At 69.2% G+C, this 19006-nt stretch carries 7 protein-coding genes; 6 read left to right on the forward strand and 1 reads right to left on the reverse strand.

Going from position 1 to position 19006, the window contains the following annotated elements; translation table 11 throughout:
* The first annotated feature begins 72 nt into the window (after positions 1 to 72).
* The 6 genes from ACQHI0_RS20775 (at position 73) to ACQHI0_RS20800 (ending at position 18314) form a co-directional block, all read left to right on the forward strand.
* Positions 73 to 13587: an amino acid adenylation domain-containing protein gene (locus tag ACQHI0_RS20775; protein ID WP_427903512.1), complete on the forward strand. Its 13515-nt coding sequence runs from the start codon at positions 73 to 75 to the stop codon at positions 13585 to 13587.
* Positions 13584 to 14594, forward strand: coding sequence for an ATP-binding cassette domain-containing protein (locus tag ACQHI0_RS20780; RefSeq protein ID WP_427903513.1), 1011 nt, complete (start codon positions 13584 to 13586; stop codon positions 14592 to 14594). Before ACQHI0_RS20775 ends, ACQHI0_RS20780 begins: the two co-directional genes overlap by 4 nt.
* The gene (locus ACQHI0_RS20785) at positions 14591 to 15409 is read left to right on the forward strand and encodes an ABC transporter permease (RefSeq protein ID WP_427903514.1); all 819 of its coding nucleotides are present in this window, start codon (positions 14591 to 14593) and stop codon (positions 15407 to 15409) included. Before ACQHI0_RS20780 ends, ACQHI0_RS20785 begins: the two co-directional genes overlap by 4 nt.
* Positions 15409 to 16197, forward strand: coding sequence for an ABC transporter permease (locus tag ACQHI0_RS20790; RefSeq protein ID WP_427903515.1), 789 nt, complete (start codon positions 15409 to 15411; stop codon positions 16195 to 16197). Before ACQHI0_RS20785 ends, ACQHI0_RS20790 begins: the two co-directional genes overlap by 1 nt.
* Before the next feature lie 48 nt (positions 16198 to 16245).
* Positions 16246 to 17334 (forward strand): ABC transporter substrate-binding protein, encoded by a 1089-nt coding sequence (locus tag ACQHI0_RS20795; protein ID WP_427903516.1) that lies wholly within the window; start codon positions 16246 to 16248, stop codon positions 17332 to 17334.
* A gap of 86 nt (positions 17335 to 17420) precedes the next feature.
* Positions 17421 to 18314 carry a dioxygenase gene (locus ACQHI0_RS20800; protein WP_427903517.1) on the forward strand — a complete coding sequence of 298 codons (894 nt, stop codon included), beginning with the start codon at positions 17421 to 17423 and terminating at the stop codon, positions 18312 to 18314.
* A 15-nt stretch (positions 18315 to 18329) separates the two neighbouring features.
* On the opposite strand, the gene ACQHI0_RS20805 is transcribed toward ACQHI0_RS20800, so the two are convergent.
* Positions 18330 to 18995, reverse strand: a complete 666-nt coding sequence (locus tag ACQHI0_RS20805) for a TetR/AcrR family transcriptional regulator (RefSeq protein ID WP_427903518.1) — start codon at positions 18993 to 18995, stop codon at positions 18330 to 18332.
* Positions 18996 to 19006 lie beyond the last annotated feature (11 nt).

Genomic DNA, 19006 nt, shown 5'->3' on the forward strand with positions numbered 1-19006 from the left:
CGAGGTACATACCCGACGGTCGGGGACCAGAGGTGAACGCCCAGCTCCAGACATGAGAACGCAGGTTCGCTCATGATCCAGCCCTCTTCGCACGCGTCCGACGTCGTCGCACCCGAAGGCCCCTTTCCGTTGTCCGCCGCGCAGCGCGGCATCTGGTTCGCCCAGCACATCGCCGGCGACACCCCGATCTCCATCGCCCAGTACGTCGAACTGTCCGGTGCGCTCGACCTCCCGATGCTGACCGACGCGGTCCGGCGGACCGGTCGTGAGTTCGGTACCGGCTATCTCCGGCTGGTCGACATCGACGGCGATCCCCAGCAGATCGTCGACCTGACACTCGACGACAGCATCGCCGAATTGGATCTGCGCGACCGGCCCGACCCGGAAGCGGCCGCGCACGCGTGGATGCGCGCCGAGTACACCGCACCGCTGGACGTGATGCGCGACCGATTGGTCCGCATCGCCCTGCTGCGTGTCGCCGCGGATCGCTGGTTCTGGTACGCGCGCATGCACCACATCGTGCTGGACGGGATGGGCGCGCTGGCGCTGGTGCAGCGCGTCGGCGAGCTCTACAACGCCGCCTTCGAGAGTCGTGCGCTGCCGCCGACCAAGGCGGAGCCGCTGCGGAAGATCGTCGACGCGGATCTGGCCTATCGCAGCTCCGATCGTTTCGCGACCGACCGCGAATACTGGCGCGAGCACCTGGCCGCGCTGGCCGACCCGGTGACGCTCGCCGGCCGCGAGGCCGAGGTCGACGCCCACCCCAACCGGGTCTCGGGCGCGCTGCCGACGGAGACCGGCGCCCTGCTGGATTCCGTTGCCGCATCGGTGAATTCGGGTGTCGCCCCGACGGTGGTCGCGGCGTTCGGCGCCTATCTCGCCGCGATGACCGGCGCGCCGGAGGTGGTCCTGAGCCTGCCGGTCTCCGCGCGGACCTCGGCGACTCTGCGTCGTTCGGGCGGCATGCTCGCCAATGTCGTTCCGCTGCGCGTTCGCCTCGATCCCACCACCACCGTCGGCGCGGCGATTCTCGCGGTGCAGAGCGAGCTGACCGGTGCGTTGCGACGCCAGCGGTACCGCCAGGAGGACATCGTCCGCGATCTCGGCTGGGCGATGGACGAGGCGACCTCGTTCGGTCCCGCCGTGAATCTGATGATGGTGGACACCAAGATCGCGCTCGGCCCGGTTGTCGGGCGGCTGCACGTGCTCACGTCCGGCCTGATCGACGACCTGTTCGTCAACCTGTACCCGGGCGTCGGCGGCGAGAGCACCCACATCGACCTGCAGGGCAACGCGAACCTGTACAGCGACGCCGACCTGGCGAGCCATCACGAGCGCTTCCTGCTGTTCCTGCACCGTTTCCTCCTCGCCGGACCGGACGCCCCGCTGTCGACGGTGCCCGTACTCTCGGCTGCCGAGCAGGCGGCGTCGGTGCCCGCGCGTGGCCCGGCCGGAGTCGCGACTCGCACGCTGCCCGAGATCCTCGCCGCGGGCGCGGCGATCGACCCGGACGCGGTGGCGCTGCGCTGGGGCGTCGACGACACACTGAGTTATCGCGAGGTCGACGACTACACGAATCGTCTGGCCCGGCTGCTGATCGCCGCCGGCGCTGGTCCTGAACACGCTGTCGCGCTGTCGATTCCACGATCGGCGGAGTCCGTGCTCGCCACCATCGCGGTGGCCAAGACCGGTGCGCCGTTCGTGCCGATCGATCCGACCTATCCCGATGATCGCATCGAGCACATGATCGACGACAGCGGTGTCGTCACCGGTGTGACTGTCGACGAGGTGCGAAAGTCCTTGCCCGACAAGGTCGACTGGCTGTCGCTCGACGACGGAACGACCGTCGCGGAACTCGCCGCCCAGAATGGCGTGCCGATCACCGATGCCGACCGCACCGCCGCGGTCGTGCCGGATCAGGTCGCCTACATCATCTATACCTCCGGGTCGACCGGCCTGCCCAAAGGTGTGCTGGTCTCGCACCGCGGTCTGGCGAACCTCGCCGCGAGTTCCGGCGCCGGGTTCGGGGTCGGGCCGGACTCCGTTGTCGCCCACGCGGTGTCGCCGAGCTTCGATATATCCGTCGAGGAGATCGTGGTGACCTCGGCCGCCGGCGCCACCCTCGCGGTGGTCCCGCCGTCGGCGTACGCGGGTGAGGACATGGCGAATGTGCTGCGTACGCACCGTGTCACCCATCTCAATGTCACCCCGGCCGTGGTGGGTTCGCTCGATCCGGCGACGCTGCCCGACCTGCGCACGATCGTGGTCGGCGGTGACGCGTGCCCGCCGGAACTGGTGGCGAAGTGGGCCGGACGCGCGCTGATCAACGGATACGGGCCGACCGAAACCACCATCACCACCACCCTGAGCGAACCGCTGGTTCCCGGCGCCCCGGTGACGATCGGCAGCCTGACCGGTGGTGTGTCCGGCCTGGTACTCGACCCGTGGCTGCGCCCCGTACCCGAGGGCACCGTGGGTGAGCTGTACCTCGCGGGCCCCGGTGTCGCGCGCGGCTATCACCGGCGCAGCGGCCTGACCGCGAGCCGGTTCGTCGCGAATCCACACGGACCCGGCGAACGGATGTATCGCACCGGCGATCTGGTGCGCTGGACCGGCACCGAGGGGCGCGTCACCCTGGACTACCAGGGCCGCAGCGACTTCCAGGTGAAGGTGCGCGGCTACCGGATCGAACTCGGTGAGATCGATGCCGCGCTGCAGCGGCTGCCCGAGATCGACTTCGCGATCACCCTCGGTGTCGAGTCGCCGACCGGCGCCACCGCGCTCGTCGCCTATGTCACCGGCGAGCCGGGGGCCGATGTCCGTCCCGAAGCAGTGAAAGCCGCTGTCGGCGAGTCTCTTCCGGCGTATATGGTGCCCGCCGTCGTGATGGTGCTCGACCGGATACCGCTGACCCCGCTCGGCAAGGTCGACCGAAAGGCGTTGCCCGCACCGGATTTCGGCGCTCGCGCGGTCGTGAGCCGCGCTCCCTCCACTCCGCGAGAGGAAGCCCTGGCGGCCCTGTTCGCCGAGGTGCTCGGACTCGACACGGTCGGCGTCGACGACAGCTTCTTCGCTCTCGGTGGCGACAGCATCGTCTCGATCCAGCTGGTCTCGCGAGCGAAGGCCGCCGGCATCTCGTTCAGCGCCCGCGATGTCTTCGAACGCAAAACGGTGGCCGCGCTGGCCGCTGTCGCCGACGACACCGCGGTGCACGTGGTGGACGAGCTGCCCGGCGGCGGGGTCGGTGCGGTGGAGCTCACGCCGATCGTGCACGCGATGGTCGAGCACCCGGGCACCTGGGGGCGCTACGGGCAGGCAGTCCTGATCGGACTGCCCGCCGGTGTCGACCGCCCGAGGCTGGCGGCGGCGGTGCAGGTCCTGCTCGAGCACCACGATCTCCTGCGCTCCTCGCTGCGGCCGACCGCTGGCGGCTGGGAATGGCTTGTGGCCGAGGGGGGTTCGGTCGATGCCGAGAATCTGATCGACGTGGCCCGCGCCGACACCGACGACGCGGTCGAGCGCGCCTTGCAGAACGCCGCGGACCTGCTCGACCCCACTACCGGCGCCGTCGCGCGGTTCGTGTTGATCGAACGCGCCGACGCCGCCCCACTGTGCTGGCTGGTCCTGCACCACCTGGTCACCGACGGTATCTCCTGGCGAATCCTGCTGCCCGACTTGGCCACCGCCGCCTTCGGTGGCGCGCTCGATCCGGTCGGCACCTCCTTTCGCCGCTGGGCGCACAGCCAGCCCGAGAACGCCACGACCCGTCTCGGCGAACTGCCGATCTGGCAACGAATCCTGGCGACGCCCGACCCGTCGTTCGCCCGCGCGAACGATCAGACCGCCACCGGCACGAAGTCACTCTCTTCGGCGGGAACCTCCTCTACGACCACGTCGACGATCGACTCGCCCGCGGCTAGCTCCGATCACGCCACGGCGGAGATCGACTCGGCGCCGGCCACCTCCGATCGCGTGGCGGAGACAGCGACCTTCGACCCGACCCTCGATGTGGTCGCCACGATGGCGCAATGGGAGACGACGGTGCCCTCGGACATCGCACAGCCCGTCCTGCACGTGCTGCCCGAGCAATTCCATTGCGGCGCAGACGATGTGCTGCTCGCAGCTCTCGCTCTCGCGGTGTGCCGGTGGCGTGACCGCACCGGCGCCCTGCTGACGCTGGAAGGCCACGGCCGCGACGAATCGCTGTTGCCCGGCGCCGATGTCGCACGCACGGTCGGCTGGTTCACCAGCGTGTACCCCGTCGCGCTCGACCTGACCGGTATCGATCTCGGCGAGGCCTTCGCCGGTGGACCTGCGGCGGGTTCGGCGATCAAGGCGACCAAGGAACAGTTGCGGTCGATCCCCGATCGCGGTGTCGGCTTCGGCCTGCTCCGCTATCTGAACGACGAGACCGCGGCGGCGCTGGCCGGCGCACCGACACCTCAGCTGAGCTTCAACTATCTCGGCAGGGCGGTGACCGGCGACGATCCCTGGGTACCGCGACGCTTCGCCGCGACCAACGACGACCGGGCCCCACTGGCCGCCGTCGTCGACATCAACGCGGTCCTGACCGACGCCGGACTGGAAGTCACCTGGGCCTACGCGAGCAGGCTGCTCGGCGAAGCCGACGTGCGCGCGTTGGCGGACCTGTGGTCGCAGGCCCTGCGGGCACTGGTCACCCATGCCGGAACCGGCGACGCGGGCGGCCGCACCCCCTCGGATTTCGCGCTCGTCAGCGTCGATCAACCGCAGATCGAGCGCTGGGAGCACGCCTACCCGACGCTCACCGACGTCTGGCCGCTCTCGCCGCTGCAGTACGGCCTGCTCTTCCACGCCCTCTACGACTCCGACACCGCCGACGGCTACACCGTCCAATCCCTGCTCACCCTTGCGGGCACTGTCGACGCCGCCCGGCTGCGCGGCGCGGCGCAGGCGCTCATCGATCGGCACGAGAACCTGCGCGTGGCCTTCGTCGAAACCGACGACGGCCCACGGCAATTGGTCCTTTCCGCCGCCGAGATCCGCTGGCACGAGGTCGATCTCACCGAATTCGACGACGAGCAGCGAGCAGCCGAGCTGGATCGGGTGATCGAGCTCGACGCACTCACCCGCTTCGACCTGACCCGGCCCCCGCTGCTGCGATTCACCCTGATCAGGACCGCCGAGGAGAACTTCCGGCTCGTCATGACCAATCACCATCTCGTGCTCGACGGTTGGTCGACACCGCTGCTGGTTCGCGAACTGCTCACCCTGTACGTCACCGCGGGTGACGCGTCGGTCTTGCCGCCCGCCCGGTCCTACCGCGAGTTCCTGTCCTGGCTCGGCGACCAGGACGCGGAAGCCTCCCTGGCCGCGTGGAAGCAGGCCATGGCCGGGATCGACACGCCCACCCGCGCCGTCCCCACGCTCGCCGGGATCGAGTCGCCCGAGACCGCGATGCTCTCGCAGGACTTGTCCGCCGCCACCGTCGCGACGCTCGAGTCCGCCGCCAGGGCTGCGGGCGCGACCGTGAGCACCCTGGTCCAGGCGGGTTGGTCGCTGCTGCTCGCCATGCTCACCGGCCGCACCGATGTGGTGTTCGGCGCTACGGTGTCCGGCCGTCCGCCGGAGCTGCCCGGTGTCGAGGAGATGGTCGGGCTGTTCATCAACACCGTCCCGGTGCGGGTCACGCTGGATCCGTCGGAGAAGGTGTCCGACCTACTCGCCCGCGTGCAGGCCGAGCAGGCGCGGCTCATGGACCACCAGCACGTCGGCCTCGCCGCCATCCACCGTGCGGTCGGTCTGGCCGAATTGTTCGACACTCTCACCGTTTTCGAGTCCTACCCCATCGATCGCGAGGCGCTGTCGCAGGCACTGGACATCGCGGGCATGCGGGTGCTCGATGTCGAGGGCACCGACGCGACGCCTTACCCGTTGAACCTCATGGTGATTCCGCTGCGCGGCGAGGCCGGCGCCGGCGACGCCCTGCGCGTCACCGTGAAGTTCATGGCAGACCAGCTGGAATCCACCGCGGCACAGTCACTCCTTGACCGCTTCGCCCGGCTGCTCGCCCAGCTGGCCGAGAACCCGCACGCCCTCGTATCACAACTGCACAACTGCAGCGACGCCGAATTGGCCACGCTCGCACCGGTTCACGGCGCGCCCGCCTTGCCGATGCGCACGCTGCCCGAAATCCTCACGGCGGGCGCACGCATCGATCCCGACGCGATCGCGGTCAGCGCGGGCGATCTGCGGATGAGTTACGGCGACCTCGACGCCTGGTCCAATCGATTCGCCCGGGTCCTGCTCCGTCGTGGGATCGGCCCCGAGATCTTCGTCGTGCTCGCGCTCACCCGGTCGCTGGAATCGGTGGTCGCTGTGTGGGCGCTGGCCAAGACCGGGGCGGCCTTCGTCCCGCTCGATCCGAGCTACCCGGTGGAGCGGATCGAGCACATGCTCACCGATTCGAAAGCCCCGATCGGCGTCACCGTGACGGCCACCGGCGAAGACCTGCCCGGGTCCATCGACTGGCTGCTGCTCGACGACCTGAACACCATGCGCCGCGCCATGCTGGTCTCGGACGCGCCGATCACCGACGCCGAACGCGGCGGACCGCTCGACATCGACCACACGGCCTACCTGATCTACACCTCCGGTTCCACCGGCAAACCGAAGGCGGTGCTCCTCAGCCATCGCGGCATCGCGAATCTTGTCGCTGCCCAGCGTGAAACCCTGGCTCTCGATCCGTCCGCGAGCGCGCTGCAGGTCGCCTCGCCCAGCTTCGACGCCTCCGTCTTCGAGATGCTGACCGCGCACGCCGCGGGCGGACGGCTGGTCGTCTCGCCGCCGGAGGTCTACGGCGGCGGTGAACTCGAGACGCTGCTGCGCACCGAGCGGGTCACCCACGCGGTGATCACCCCGTCGGCGCTGGCGACCATGGAGCCCACCGATCTCACCGAGCTGCGGGTGCTGTCGGTGGCCGGCGAGGCGGCCACTCCCGAGCTCATCGAGAAGTGGGCCGCGGGCAGGCGGATGGTGAACCTGTACGGCCCCACCGAGTTCAGCATCTGGGCGACCGGTCCCGCCGAGCTGGTCGCGGGCGAGCCGGTCACCATCGGCGGGCCGATTCGCGGTGCGGCGCTGGTGGTGCTGGACAGCTGGTTGCGTCCGGTGCCGATCGGTATCGCGGGCGAGCTGTATCTGGCCGGGCCCGCGCTGGCGCGTGGCTACTTCAACCGGTTCGAGATGACCGCGAGCCGGTTCGTCGCCAACCCGTTCGGTGGCGCCGGGCAGCGGATGTACCGGACCGGGGACATGGTGCGCTGGGTTGCCGGCGACGAGCTCACGCTGGAATACTTGGGCCGCAGCGACTTCCAGGTCAAGATCCGCGGTCTGCGGATCGAGCTCGGTGAGATCGACGCGGTGCTATCGCGCGCCGAAGGGGTCGACTACGCGGTGACGATCGGACGCGAAGGACCGGCGGGTGCCACCGTGCTCGTGTCCTACGTGCTCCCCGTTCCCGAGGTCGAACTCGACACCGAGCGACTGCGCGCGCAGGTCGCGGCGGAACTGCCGGGGTACATGGTGCCCGCGTATGTCGTTGTCCTGGACGACATCCCACTCACCCCCGTTGGCAAACTGGACCGCAAAGCCCTTCCGATACCAGACTTCTCGGCCGCCCAGCGGTCCTATCTCGCACCGCGCACGCCGATCGAACAGTCCGTGGCCGAAGTGTTCGCCGAGGTGCTCGGCACCGAGCGGGTGAGCGTCGACCAGTCCTTCTTCGAACTCGGCGGCAACTCTCTGAGCGCGACAAAGGTTGTCGCCCGCGTCAATTCGTCGCTCGGGTCCACGATCGCCCTGCGTGACCTGTTCGACGCGCCGAGCGTCGCCCAACTGTCCTCGCGGGTCGTGCCCGCCGCCGAAGGCAGCCCCGGCCGACCCGCGCTGGCCCCACGCCTACGCCCCGACCGCATTCCACTGTCCCCCGCCCAGCAGCGCATGTGGGTACTCAACCAACTCGACCCCGACTCCTCGGCCTACAACATCGCGATCGCCCTGCGCCTCACCGGAATCCTGGATGTGGAGGCCATGCGCCTCGCGCTCGCCGACGTGGTCGAACGCCAGGAAAGCCTGCGCACCCGCTACCCCGCCGACGCCGAGGGCCCACGCCAGGTCATGGTCGGCATCGACAACGCGGTTCCGTCGATGCCGCTGATCGACACCGAAGACGGTGCGCCACTGCGTGATCGGATCAACGAACTGGCAGGCACCGGTTTCGACCTCACCCGCCAGGCCCCACTGCGAGTCGGCCTCTTCCGCCTCAGCGGCAGCCCGTCAGCTGAGCCGGTGCATATTGTCGTCCTCGTTGTGCACCACATCAGCGCCGACGGCGCGTCGATGGCACCGTTGGCGGCCGATCTCGTAGCCGCGTACTCGGCCCGAGTGTCGGGTGGCGCACCCACGCGGCCCCCGCTCGCGGTGCAGTACGCGGACTTCGCGCTGTGGCATCGCGAACTGCTCGGTAGCGCGACGGATTCGGAGTCTGTCGCAGCGCAGCAGATCCAGTATTGGCGCGAAACACTCACGGGTGCACCGGATGCGCTGGAGCTCCCCGCCGACCGTCCCCGGCCCGCGGTGCAGACGATGCGTAGCGACGACGTCGGCTTCGCCGTCGACGAACCGACCCACCGTGCGCTGATCGACTTCGCCGCCGCGAACAACGTCAGCGTCTTCATGGTGGTCCACGCTGCCCTCGCGGTTCTCCTGGCTCGACTCGGCGGTACGGGCGATGTCGTCATCGGAACGCCGATCTCGGGCCGGGGCGAGGCCGCGCTGGACGACCTCGTCGGCATGTTCGTCAACACCCTGGCCCTGCGCACGCCCGTCGACCCCGGCACCGGCTTCCGGCAACTGCTCGCCACCGTCCGCACCACCGACCTCGACGCCTTCGGTCACGCCGACGTGCCGTTCGAACAGCTCGTCACCGCACTCGACCCCACCCGATCGACTGCCCATCACCCGCTGTTCCAGGTGTCGCTGTCGCTCCAGAACTTCATCGAACCGGTCCTCGAACTGCCCGGCTTGCGCTTCGAAGTCGAGGACTTCGACCGCCGATCCTCGGCCTTCGACCTCACCCTCGACCTGCGCGAACGTTTCGACGACACCGGCCCGGCCGGCATCGAAGGCGTCCTGACCTACGCGACGGATCTGTTCGACGCCACCACGGTGACCTCCTTCGCGACCCGATGGCGTCAGGTGCTCACCACTGTCATCGACGATATCGACATCCGCCTCGCCGACATCGACATCCTCGCCGAATCCGAACGCGCACAACTGATCCCGGTCCGCGGGCCCGCCACCACGGGCACCACCACGTTGGCCGAGCTGCTCACCACCTCCGCGACAACCTTCCCCGACCGACCAGCACTGGTCAGCAACGCCGACGCGCGCCTTCGGGGACAACCAGCACCGGCCATCGACGCCACCGCAGCGTCCCCGACCCAGCACGCACCGACGGGCGCACCCCGCCTGGAACAACGCGCGCAGGCATCCGGTACGACCACCTACCGCGCCCTGAACGCCCGGTCCAACCAGCTGGCCAGGCTGTTGATCGAGGCCGGAGCGCAGACGGAATCTGTTGTCGCCCTCGGCCTCCCCCGCTGCGCCGAGCTGCACACCGGCATCTGGGCCGCGGCGAAAGTGGGCGCGGCGTTCCTGCCGGTAGACCCCAAGCATCCGGCGGACCGCATCGGCCACATGCTCTCCGATTCCGGCGCCCGGGTCGGGATCACCCTGGCCGAATACCGGCCGGAACTGTCCGACAGCACCCGCTGGTTGATCCTCGACGACCCCGACTTCGCCACCCGCCTGGCCGCCACCGACGACGCCGACCTCACCGCCGAGGAACTCCCCGACCCGATCAGGCTCGAGAACCCGGCCTGGATGATCTACACCTCCGGCTCCACCGGCACCCCGAAGGGCGTCACCGTCACCCACCGCGGCCTCGCCGACCTGGTCGCCGCCCAGCGCGCCGACCTCGCCCTCGACGAACACGCCCGGGTCATGCAGGTCGCCTCCCCGAGTTTCGACGCGTCGATCTTCGAGGCACTCATGGCGTTCGGCTGCGGCGGCGCCTCGGTGATCGCACCGCCGGACGTCTTCGGCGGCGCGCCGCTCGCGGAACTGATCGCCGCCGAACAGGTCACCCACATGGTGATCACCCCGTCGGCACTGGCCACCATCGATCCCGCTGATGTGTCGAGCCTGCGCGTTCTCGCGGTCGCGGGCGAGGCGGTTGGCCCCGATCTGGTCGCGCGGTGGTGCGGCGGTGCCGGCGCACGCACGATGGTCAACCTGTACGGGCCGACCGAATACACCATCTGGGCAACGGGTTCCGAGCCGTTGTCGGCCACGGAACCGGTGACCATCGGCGCACCTGTCCGTGGCGCGTCCGCACTCGTCCTCGACGACCGCTTGCGCCCGGTGCCAGTCGGTGTCGCGGGCGAGCTGTACCTCGCTGGCACCGCCCTCGCGCGGGGATACCACGCCCGGGCAGGCCTCACGGCGGCCAGATTCGTCGCCAACCCGTTCGAAGGTCCCGGTGAATGCCTGTATCGGACAGGCGATCTGGTGCGGTGGACCCGCACCAGCAGCCCCGCGCCCAATCGGGCCGACCCAGCTCCGTCCGACAACCCTCCCGATTCACACACCGGATTGACACTCGAATACCTCGGCCGCACCGACTTCCAGGTAAAGGTGCGCGGCCAGCGCATCGAGCTCGGTGAGATCGACGCCGTGCTCGGCGCCATCGACGGCATCGATCTCGCTGTGACACTGGGTGTTCCCGGCCCCACCGGTTCCACTGCCCTCGCCGCCTACCTGGTGCGCGTACCCGGCGCCGACCTCGACACAGCGCACATCCGCGCCCTCGCCGCCGACACGCTGCCCGCCTACATGGTGCCCGCCGCGTTCGTCGTGCTCGACGAGATCCCCATCAACGCAGTAGGCAAGCTCGATCGAAACGCACTACCGGAACCGGTGTTCGTCACCGACGACACCCCGTACCGCGCACCGGAAACACCGACCGAACAGGTACTCGCCGAGGTCTACGCCGAACTGCTGGGCCGCGCGCGGGTCGGGATCGACGATTCGTTCTTCGCTCTCGGCGGCGACAGCATCCTCGCCATCCAGCTCGTCACCCAGGCGAAGCTGCGTGGCGTGCACTGCACCCCGCTGCAGGTCTTCGAACACCGCACGGTCGCGGCGCTCGGCGCGGCCGTCGATGCCGCCGAGACGGTCGAGGCACTCGCGGAACTGCCCGGCGGCGGCACCGGCGACCTTCCGCTCACCCCGATCGTCCGGTACATGATCGAACGCGGCGGTGATTTCGACCGGTTCGCCCAAACCGCGGTAGTGGAACTGCCGGTCGGCATCGACCGCGCACAACTGGTCACCACGCTCACCGCCGCGATCGACCGCCACGACATGCTGCGGGCGCGCCTGTGGGCAGCCGATGACGGCTGGCGATTGCGGGTGGCAGACCCCGGTTCGATCGACGTCGACGCCCTCGTGCACCGCACGGCCTTCGATCCCACCGACTCGATCGACCTGCGCGAATACGCGCAGACCGCACTGGACTCCGCGATGAACCGCCTGCACCCCGCCGACGGTGTCGTACTCCAGTTCGTGTGGCTCGATCCGGTCGGCGACGCCGGTGCGCACACCCGGCCCGGCCGCCTGATCATCGTCGCGCACCATCTCGCGATCGACAGCGTGTCGTGGCGAATCCTGGTGCAGGACTTGATCGCCGCCTGGGCCCAGGTCTCGGCGGGCGCCACCCCGACGCTCCCCGACATCGGCACCTCGATGCGGCGCTGGTCGCATGCCATGACCGAGCAGGCCCATTCCGGGCAGCGCCTGGCCGAACTCCCGTACTGGCGACAGGTGGTGAACGGCCCCGACCCACTGCTCGGTCCCCGCCACCTCGACCCCGCCACAGATCAGGCGCGGACGGTCCGCCGCCTCGAGATCGAGGTCGACGAGAACACCACCACCGCCCTGCTCACCACCCTGCCCCGGCTGTTCCACGGCAGCGTCACCGACGCGCTGTTCGCCACCCTGGCACTGGCCTTGGTGCGCTGGCGGGCGCGCCGAGGCGTGGACGAGCGCTCGGCGCTGCTCCGGCTGGAAGGCCATGGCAGACAGGAGGAAGTCGTGCCGGGCGCGGATCTGTCGCGCACCATCGGCTGGTTCACGAACCTGTACCCGGTGCGGCTGGATCTCGCCGACATCGACATCGAGGATGCGCTGGCGGGCGGCCCGGCCATGGGCGCGGCCATCCGCCGGGTCAAGCACGACCTGCTCGAGGTCCCGGACAAGGGCATCGGATTCGGTCTGCTGCGCTACCTGAATACCGAAGCAGCCGAACAACTCCCGTCCCGGCTTCCCGGCCAGATCTGCGTGAACTACCTCGGCCGACACACCTCGGTCGACACTCCCCCCGGCCTCGAAGGCCTCGGCTGGCTCCCCACCGACGCGCTCGGCGATCTCGCGGCTGCCGAGCATCCCGAGGTGCCGATCATGTCGGCGATCGACATCAACGCCATGGTCGCCGACAACCGCCTCCAGGCCGATTTCGGTTACGCGGCACAACTTCTGGACCGTGCGGCGGTCGCCGAACTCGCGGATCTCTGGGCCGGGGCACTCGACGCGGCCGCGCGCTTCGCCGAAACCCCTGCGGCCCAGACCGCTTCGGCCGACGAAGCCGCCGCCATGACAGCGCGCACCGCAGCGGTCGTGGAGCCGGGGCCGACCGGCCTCGGTCTCGACGTGCTGCTACCGATCCGCCCCGACGGTGACCGCCCCGCACTGTTCTGCGTCCACTCCTCCTCCGGAATGTCCTGGAGCTACCTGGGATTCGCCGAACAGCTACGGCCCGGACGCCCGATCTACGGACTTCAGGCGCCTGACCTCAGCGGCCGCGAACCCTCCGCGCGCTCCATCGAGGAGTTCGCGCGACGCTACGTGCGCGAGATCCGCGCGGTGCAGCCCAACGGCCCCTATCACCTGCTCGGCTGGTCCTTCGGCGGACTCATCGCCCAGGCCATGGCGGTCGAGCTGAAGGCCGCGGGCGAGCAGGTCGGCGTCGTAGCACTGCTGGACACCGACACCGCCGACATCGACGGCGACACCATCGAGCGCCTCTCGCCGGGCGCCTTCATCAACACCTTCGGCGCCATCTTCGGCATCGACGACGTCCCCGCCGAATCAACCGCCGAACAAGCGGCCGAGCTCATCACCACCCGACTCGGCGGTGTGGAACTCATCGACGCGGCCACCATCGAGCGCATGGCGGGCTCCTACAACGCCTCCGCCGGCACCAGGACCGGATACCAGCGGCCGGTCTACGACGGCGACGTCGTCTATTTCAGCGCCACGGTCGACCCCGCCGAATGGATGGGACCCGGCGGTTGGCGGCCCTACGTCACCGGCGCCATCACCAACCACGACGTCGACGTCACCCACGACGAGATGACCAATCCCTACGCACTGTCGGTCATCTCGCCACTGCTCGATGACCACTTGGAAGCAGGAGACCGGATATGAGCCTCGAACACACTCTCGTGCAGAGCAATTCGCGCACCGGTGGCGTCATGGTCGAAGGGATCGAGAAGTCCTTCGGCGACGTGCACGCCCTGCGCGGTGTCGATTTCGAGGCCGCCCCCGGTGAGGTGCTCGGCATCCTCGGCCCCAACGGCGCGGGCAAGACGACCATGGTGAACATCCTGTCCACCCTCATCACGCCCGATCGAGGGCGGGCGACGGTCGCCGGTCACGATGTCGTCGCCGACCCCGCCGCGGTGCGCCAGCGCATCATGCTGACCGGACAGTACGCCGCGCTCGACGACATGCTCAGCGGCTACGAGAACCTGGTCATGTTCGGCAGGCTGATGGGCCTGCGCAAACCGGCGGCCCAGGTCAGGGCCAGAGAACTGCTCGGCGAATTCGATCTGGAGAAGGCCGCGAATCGGCGCGTCGGCACCTACTCGGGCGGCATGCGGCGCCGCATCGACATCGCGTGCGGGCTGGTGGTGCGCCCCGATGTCGTCTTCCTCGACGAGCCGACCACCGGCCTCGACCCCCGCAGCAGGCAGGGCGTCTGGGACCTGGTGCGCAGCTTCAAGAGCGCGGGAATCACCACCCTGCTCACCACCCAGTACCTGGAGGAAGCCGACGCGCTCAGCGACCAGATCATCGTGATCGACCACGGCGTGGTGATCGCCTCCGGCACCGCCGACGAGCTGAAACATCGCACCGGTGGCAGCTACTGCGAGATCGTGCCTTTGGATCTGGAAGGGCTGCCTGCCATCGTCAGCGCGCTCGGCTCGCTGCTTCCCGCGGAGAACCTGGCCGCGCTCACTCCCGAATCGGACCGCATCACCATCCCGGCCCCCGACGGCGCCAAGACACTCGCCGAGGCCCTGCGCCGACTCGACAACGCCTCTGTCGAACTCGTCGACATCGCCCTGCGCAGGCCCTCGCTCGACGACGTGTTCCTGCAACTCACCGGTCACCTGGCCTCGACCGAGGCCGAATCGAAGGCCACGGCATGACCGCCATCACCTGGAACACCGCTGCGCGCGCGACACCGGAGACGGTGCAGCAGTGGTGGGTCCTGACCACGCGGCTGATCGTGCCCTCGATCAAATCCGGCGAGTTCCTCGCCTCGGTCTTCGCGCCCGCGGCCTTCACGGCCAGCTTCTACATTCCGCTGAAAACCGTGATGACGTTCTCCGGCAACGGTTTCAGCAGCTACGCCCAGTACATGATGCCGCTGGTGATCTTGCAGGCCGCCGCGTTCACCGCCATCTCGGCGGCGTTCCGCTCGGCCACCGATTCCGTCGCGGGCCTCAACCGCCGCTTCGGTGCGATGCCGCTGCGCCCGCTGGTTCCGGTCGCGGCGCGGATGTCGGCCAACCTGTTCCGTCTGCTGATCTCGCTGGCCGCGGCGATCACCGCGGGCTATGTGATCGGCTTCCGATTCCGGCTCGACGCCGCGCACACCCTCGGCTACCTGGCGTTCTCGCTGCTCATCGGACTCGCGTTCACCCTCGGCGCGGATGTGATCGGCACGCTGTCCAAGAGCCCGGAAGCCACGTCACAGGCACTGGTGTTGCCGCCGTTGATCTTCGGCATGCTCTCGACCGGTCTCGCACCGGCGAGCCAATTCCCGGAGTGGATCCAATGGTTCGTCCGCAATCAACCGGTCTCCCAGTTCGCGATCGTGTTGCGCGCGCTGGCCGGTGACACCACAGGCAACGCCGGGACCGTGACCTGGTCACTGATGGGCCCGTCGCTGCTCTGGCTCGCCGCCATCGTGGCGATCTGCTTGCCGGTGGCCATCCGGCTGAGTTCCAGGAGGGCCTGATGGCAGAGCGACTGGAGACCTCGGCGGTGTCGCTGGTCCGGCACACGCTGATCCAGACCGAGCGGCTGCTGGTGCGCTGGGCCCGCAACCCGATCACGCTGCTGGAGACCCTGCTCATCCCGTGTCTGCTGCTGATCATGCTCGATATCGTGGTGGGCGGTCAGATCGAGAAGTTCACCGGCGACGACGCCCTCTACGGCTCGGTCCCGATGGTCGCCCTCGTCGGCGCGCTGTCCGGCGCCGTCGCGAGCGGTGTGCTGCTCGGCCGTGAACGCGACGCCGGTCTGCTGGCCCGATTCTGGGTGCTGCCCGTGCATCGCGCGTCCGGGATCGTCTCGCGCATCCTCGCCGAGGGCTGCCGCATTCTGCTCGGCACCGTGACGGTGGTGATCGTCGGCTTCCTGCTCGGCTTCCGGTTCCACCACGGCCCCTTGGCCGCGCTCGTATTCCTGCTGGTCCCCGTGGTGTTCGGGCTCGCCTTCGCCACCATCGTCACCGCCGTCGCCGTCTACACCGCGAAGGCCTCCCTGGTCGAGGGCATCACGATCCTCACTTCGCTGATGATGTTCTTCAGCACCGGGTTCGTGCCCCTGGTCGCCTTCCCGACCTGGATTCAGCCGGTGGTGCGCAACCAGCCGATGTCGGTCGCCGTCGACGCCATGCGCGGCCTGTCCGATCAGGGTCCCATCGCGCGGCCGCTGCTGCTCACCCTCGCCTGGTCCGGCGCCGCCGTCCTGCTGTTCGCCGTTCCCGCCGCCATCGGCTTCCGGCGTGCGAGCCGCCGGTAGATCGGCCCGCGGCACTCACACCGGCGGCCACGCAGTACCCTCGTGCGCATGCTGGCGAGCGCCCGAAACCGCACCCGATTCCGTCGCACCGCCGAGCCGGGCGGGCACGTCCGCTCGCGCGGCTTCGTCGTGGCGGCCGCGTTGCTGTGCGCCGCCGTGCTCACCGCGGGGTGCGCGGAGAAGCACGATGACGCGAGCACGATCATCCGCACCACCACGAATATCGCGGGTGCGGGCGTGGTCGGGACCGATCGCGACACCGCGACCGCGTGCCCGCTGCCGAGCGCGCCGGACTCCGGCGCGGCGCGCACCGTCACCCACACCGGCGGTGTCTCACAGGTTCCCGCCGACCCGCAGCGCATCGTCGTACTCACCACCGCGGCGCTCGACGCGGCCTGCGCGGTGGGCCTGTGGGAGCGGGTCGCGGGCGCGGTCACCCTCGACGGCGACCGTCCGCAACCGATGTACCTGGGTTACGGCGTCGTGAAGGTGCCAAGCGTCGGCGCCATCGGTCAGCCCGATCCCGCACGGATCGCCGAGCTGAAGCCCGACCTGATCCTCGGCGACGTCGCCACGACCGCCGGTGGTTTCGACGCGCTGAGCAAGATCGCCCCCACCGTCCTGATCGGCGCGGGCGGCAGCTGGCAGTCCGATTTCGCCGCCTATGCCGCGGGCATGAACCGCAGCGACGCCGCCGGCACCGCCCTGCAGAACTACCTCACCGAAGCGCACGACCTCGGCCCCGCCCTGAACGCGCGCCAATCCCAGGCCTCGGTCCTGCGCTTCACCGCCGACACCATTCAGGTCCAAGGCACCGAAACCTTCGCGGCCCAGGTCCTTTCCGACGTCGGCGTCCAGCGCCCCACCGCCCAGCGCGGCCGATCCTTCGACATCACCGAAGCCGACCTCGCCACCAAAGCCGAAGGCGATGTCATCTACGTGATGTTCGACGGCCCCGACGGCGAGGAACACGGCAGGCAGGTCCTGCGCTCCGATCAGTTCGAAGAGCTGGGCGCCGCGTCCGACAAGCGTGTCTTCGCGGTCGACGACAAGATCTGGCACACCACCGGCCTCACCGCGGCCCGCGCGGTCCTCACCGACCTGCGCAACAGCCTCAACGGCTACGTCACCGACTGACTCCCAGCTACCTCTCAGCGCGTTCGCGGCTCCGGCGCAGCCCCCGTGCTTACCGTGGTCGTCAACACGGCAGCGAAGGAGCGGAAATGGGCGAGCACGATCTGGGACTCGGGCACGATCTTCGAGTGCTGTCGCGGCGGCGAGCGCTGAGGTTTCTCGGCGTCGCCGGGGTTGCGGCGGCGGCGGCGGGCTGCGCGACCACCGACGACAGGACCGACGCGAGCACCAGCTCGGCCACCACCTCCGCGTCGGCGGAAACCCCCGCCGCGGCACCGCAGGAGACGGCGGGTCCCTACCCGGGTGACGGCTCCAACGGACCCAATGTCCTGATCGAATCGGGCGTGGTGCGATCCGACATCACCACCAGTTTCGGCACGTATTCCGGTACCGCCCAGGGTGTTCCGATGACACTCACGCTGAACCTGCGTGATCTCGTCGAGAACGCGGCGGGCACCGGCATGGCCGTCTACGTCTGGCATTGCGACCGCGAAGGCCGCTACTCCCTCTACACCGACGGCGCCACCGAACAGAACTACCTACGCGGCGTCCAAGTAGCCGACGACAACGGCACCGTCCGCTTCACCTCGATCTTCCCGGCCTGCTACGCCGGCCGCTGGCCACACATCCACTTCGAGGTCTACGACTCCCTGTCCACCGCCGTCGCAGGCGACAACGCCCGCCTCACCTCCCAGATCGCCCTGCCCCAAGACGCCTGCACCTCGGTCTTCGACGCCGACCCCGGCTACACGAACAGCACCCGCAACATGTCCGGCGTAACCCTGTCCTCCGACAACGTCTTCGGCGACGGCTGGGACGCCGAACTGGCCACGGTCACCGGCACACCCACCACCGGCATGTCCGTCGCCCTCACGGTCGGCGTCGCCGCGAAATCCCAGAACACCCAGTCCGGCAACGGTGCCCCGCCCTCGGGCAACGGAGCGCCAGGCGGCCCGCCGCCCGGCGGCCCCGCTCCCCGCTGACGAATGCGGGCGGACTCAACCCGCGGACCGCCCCAATCCTGAGTGCACGATCTCGATGAACGCCATGAGATCTCGGATGAGCACATCGATGTCGCCCGTCGCGCCGGCGTCGGTGTGGAGCCAGTCGGCGACGGTCTCGAACAGACCGCCGATCGTGGAGACCGCGAGGGCGTGCAGATCGATGCCGACTCCTAAGGGGGGCACGAATCCGTATTCACGCCACAGGGTTTCGAGGAACTGAGCGGCCCAGCGGCGGTTGATCCGCCGTTGCTGTTCGACTTTCGCCGAAATGCCGCTGGCCTCACCGAAAGTCACCTTCGCCACGCGCGGGTCGTCGACCATCGAATGGGCGAAGGCGCCGATGACGGCGGCGACCACGTCGTCGCGGGCGCCCGAGGATTCGGACAGCGCGGTGGCGACCTTGTCCTGTGCGTGTTCGCTCTGCTGCTGTAGCAGCGCCAGGTAGCAGTCTTCTTTGCTGTCGAAGAGTTCGTAGAAGGCTTTGTTGCCGACGAAGGCGGTCTGGCAGATCTGCTCGATCGCGGTGTTGACGTAGCCGTCGGCGGCGATCAAGTCGAAAGCGGCGGCCAATATCTGTTCCCGCCTGCGGGCACGGCGCTGTTCGGCGTCCAAGCCCTGGATGCGCCGGGAGCGGACTTGGCTCTTGTCGGTCGACGTCACGCAGCTCAGCC

The organism is Nocardia sp. FBN12 (genome assembly GCF_050320175.1).
In the GTDB taxonomy this organism is placed as follows: domain Bacteria; phylum Actinomycetota; class Actinomycetes; order Mycobacteriales; family Mycobacteriaceae; genus Nocardia.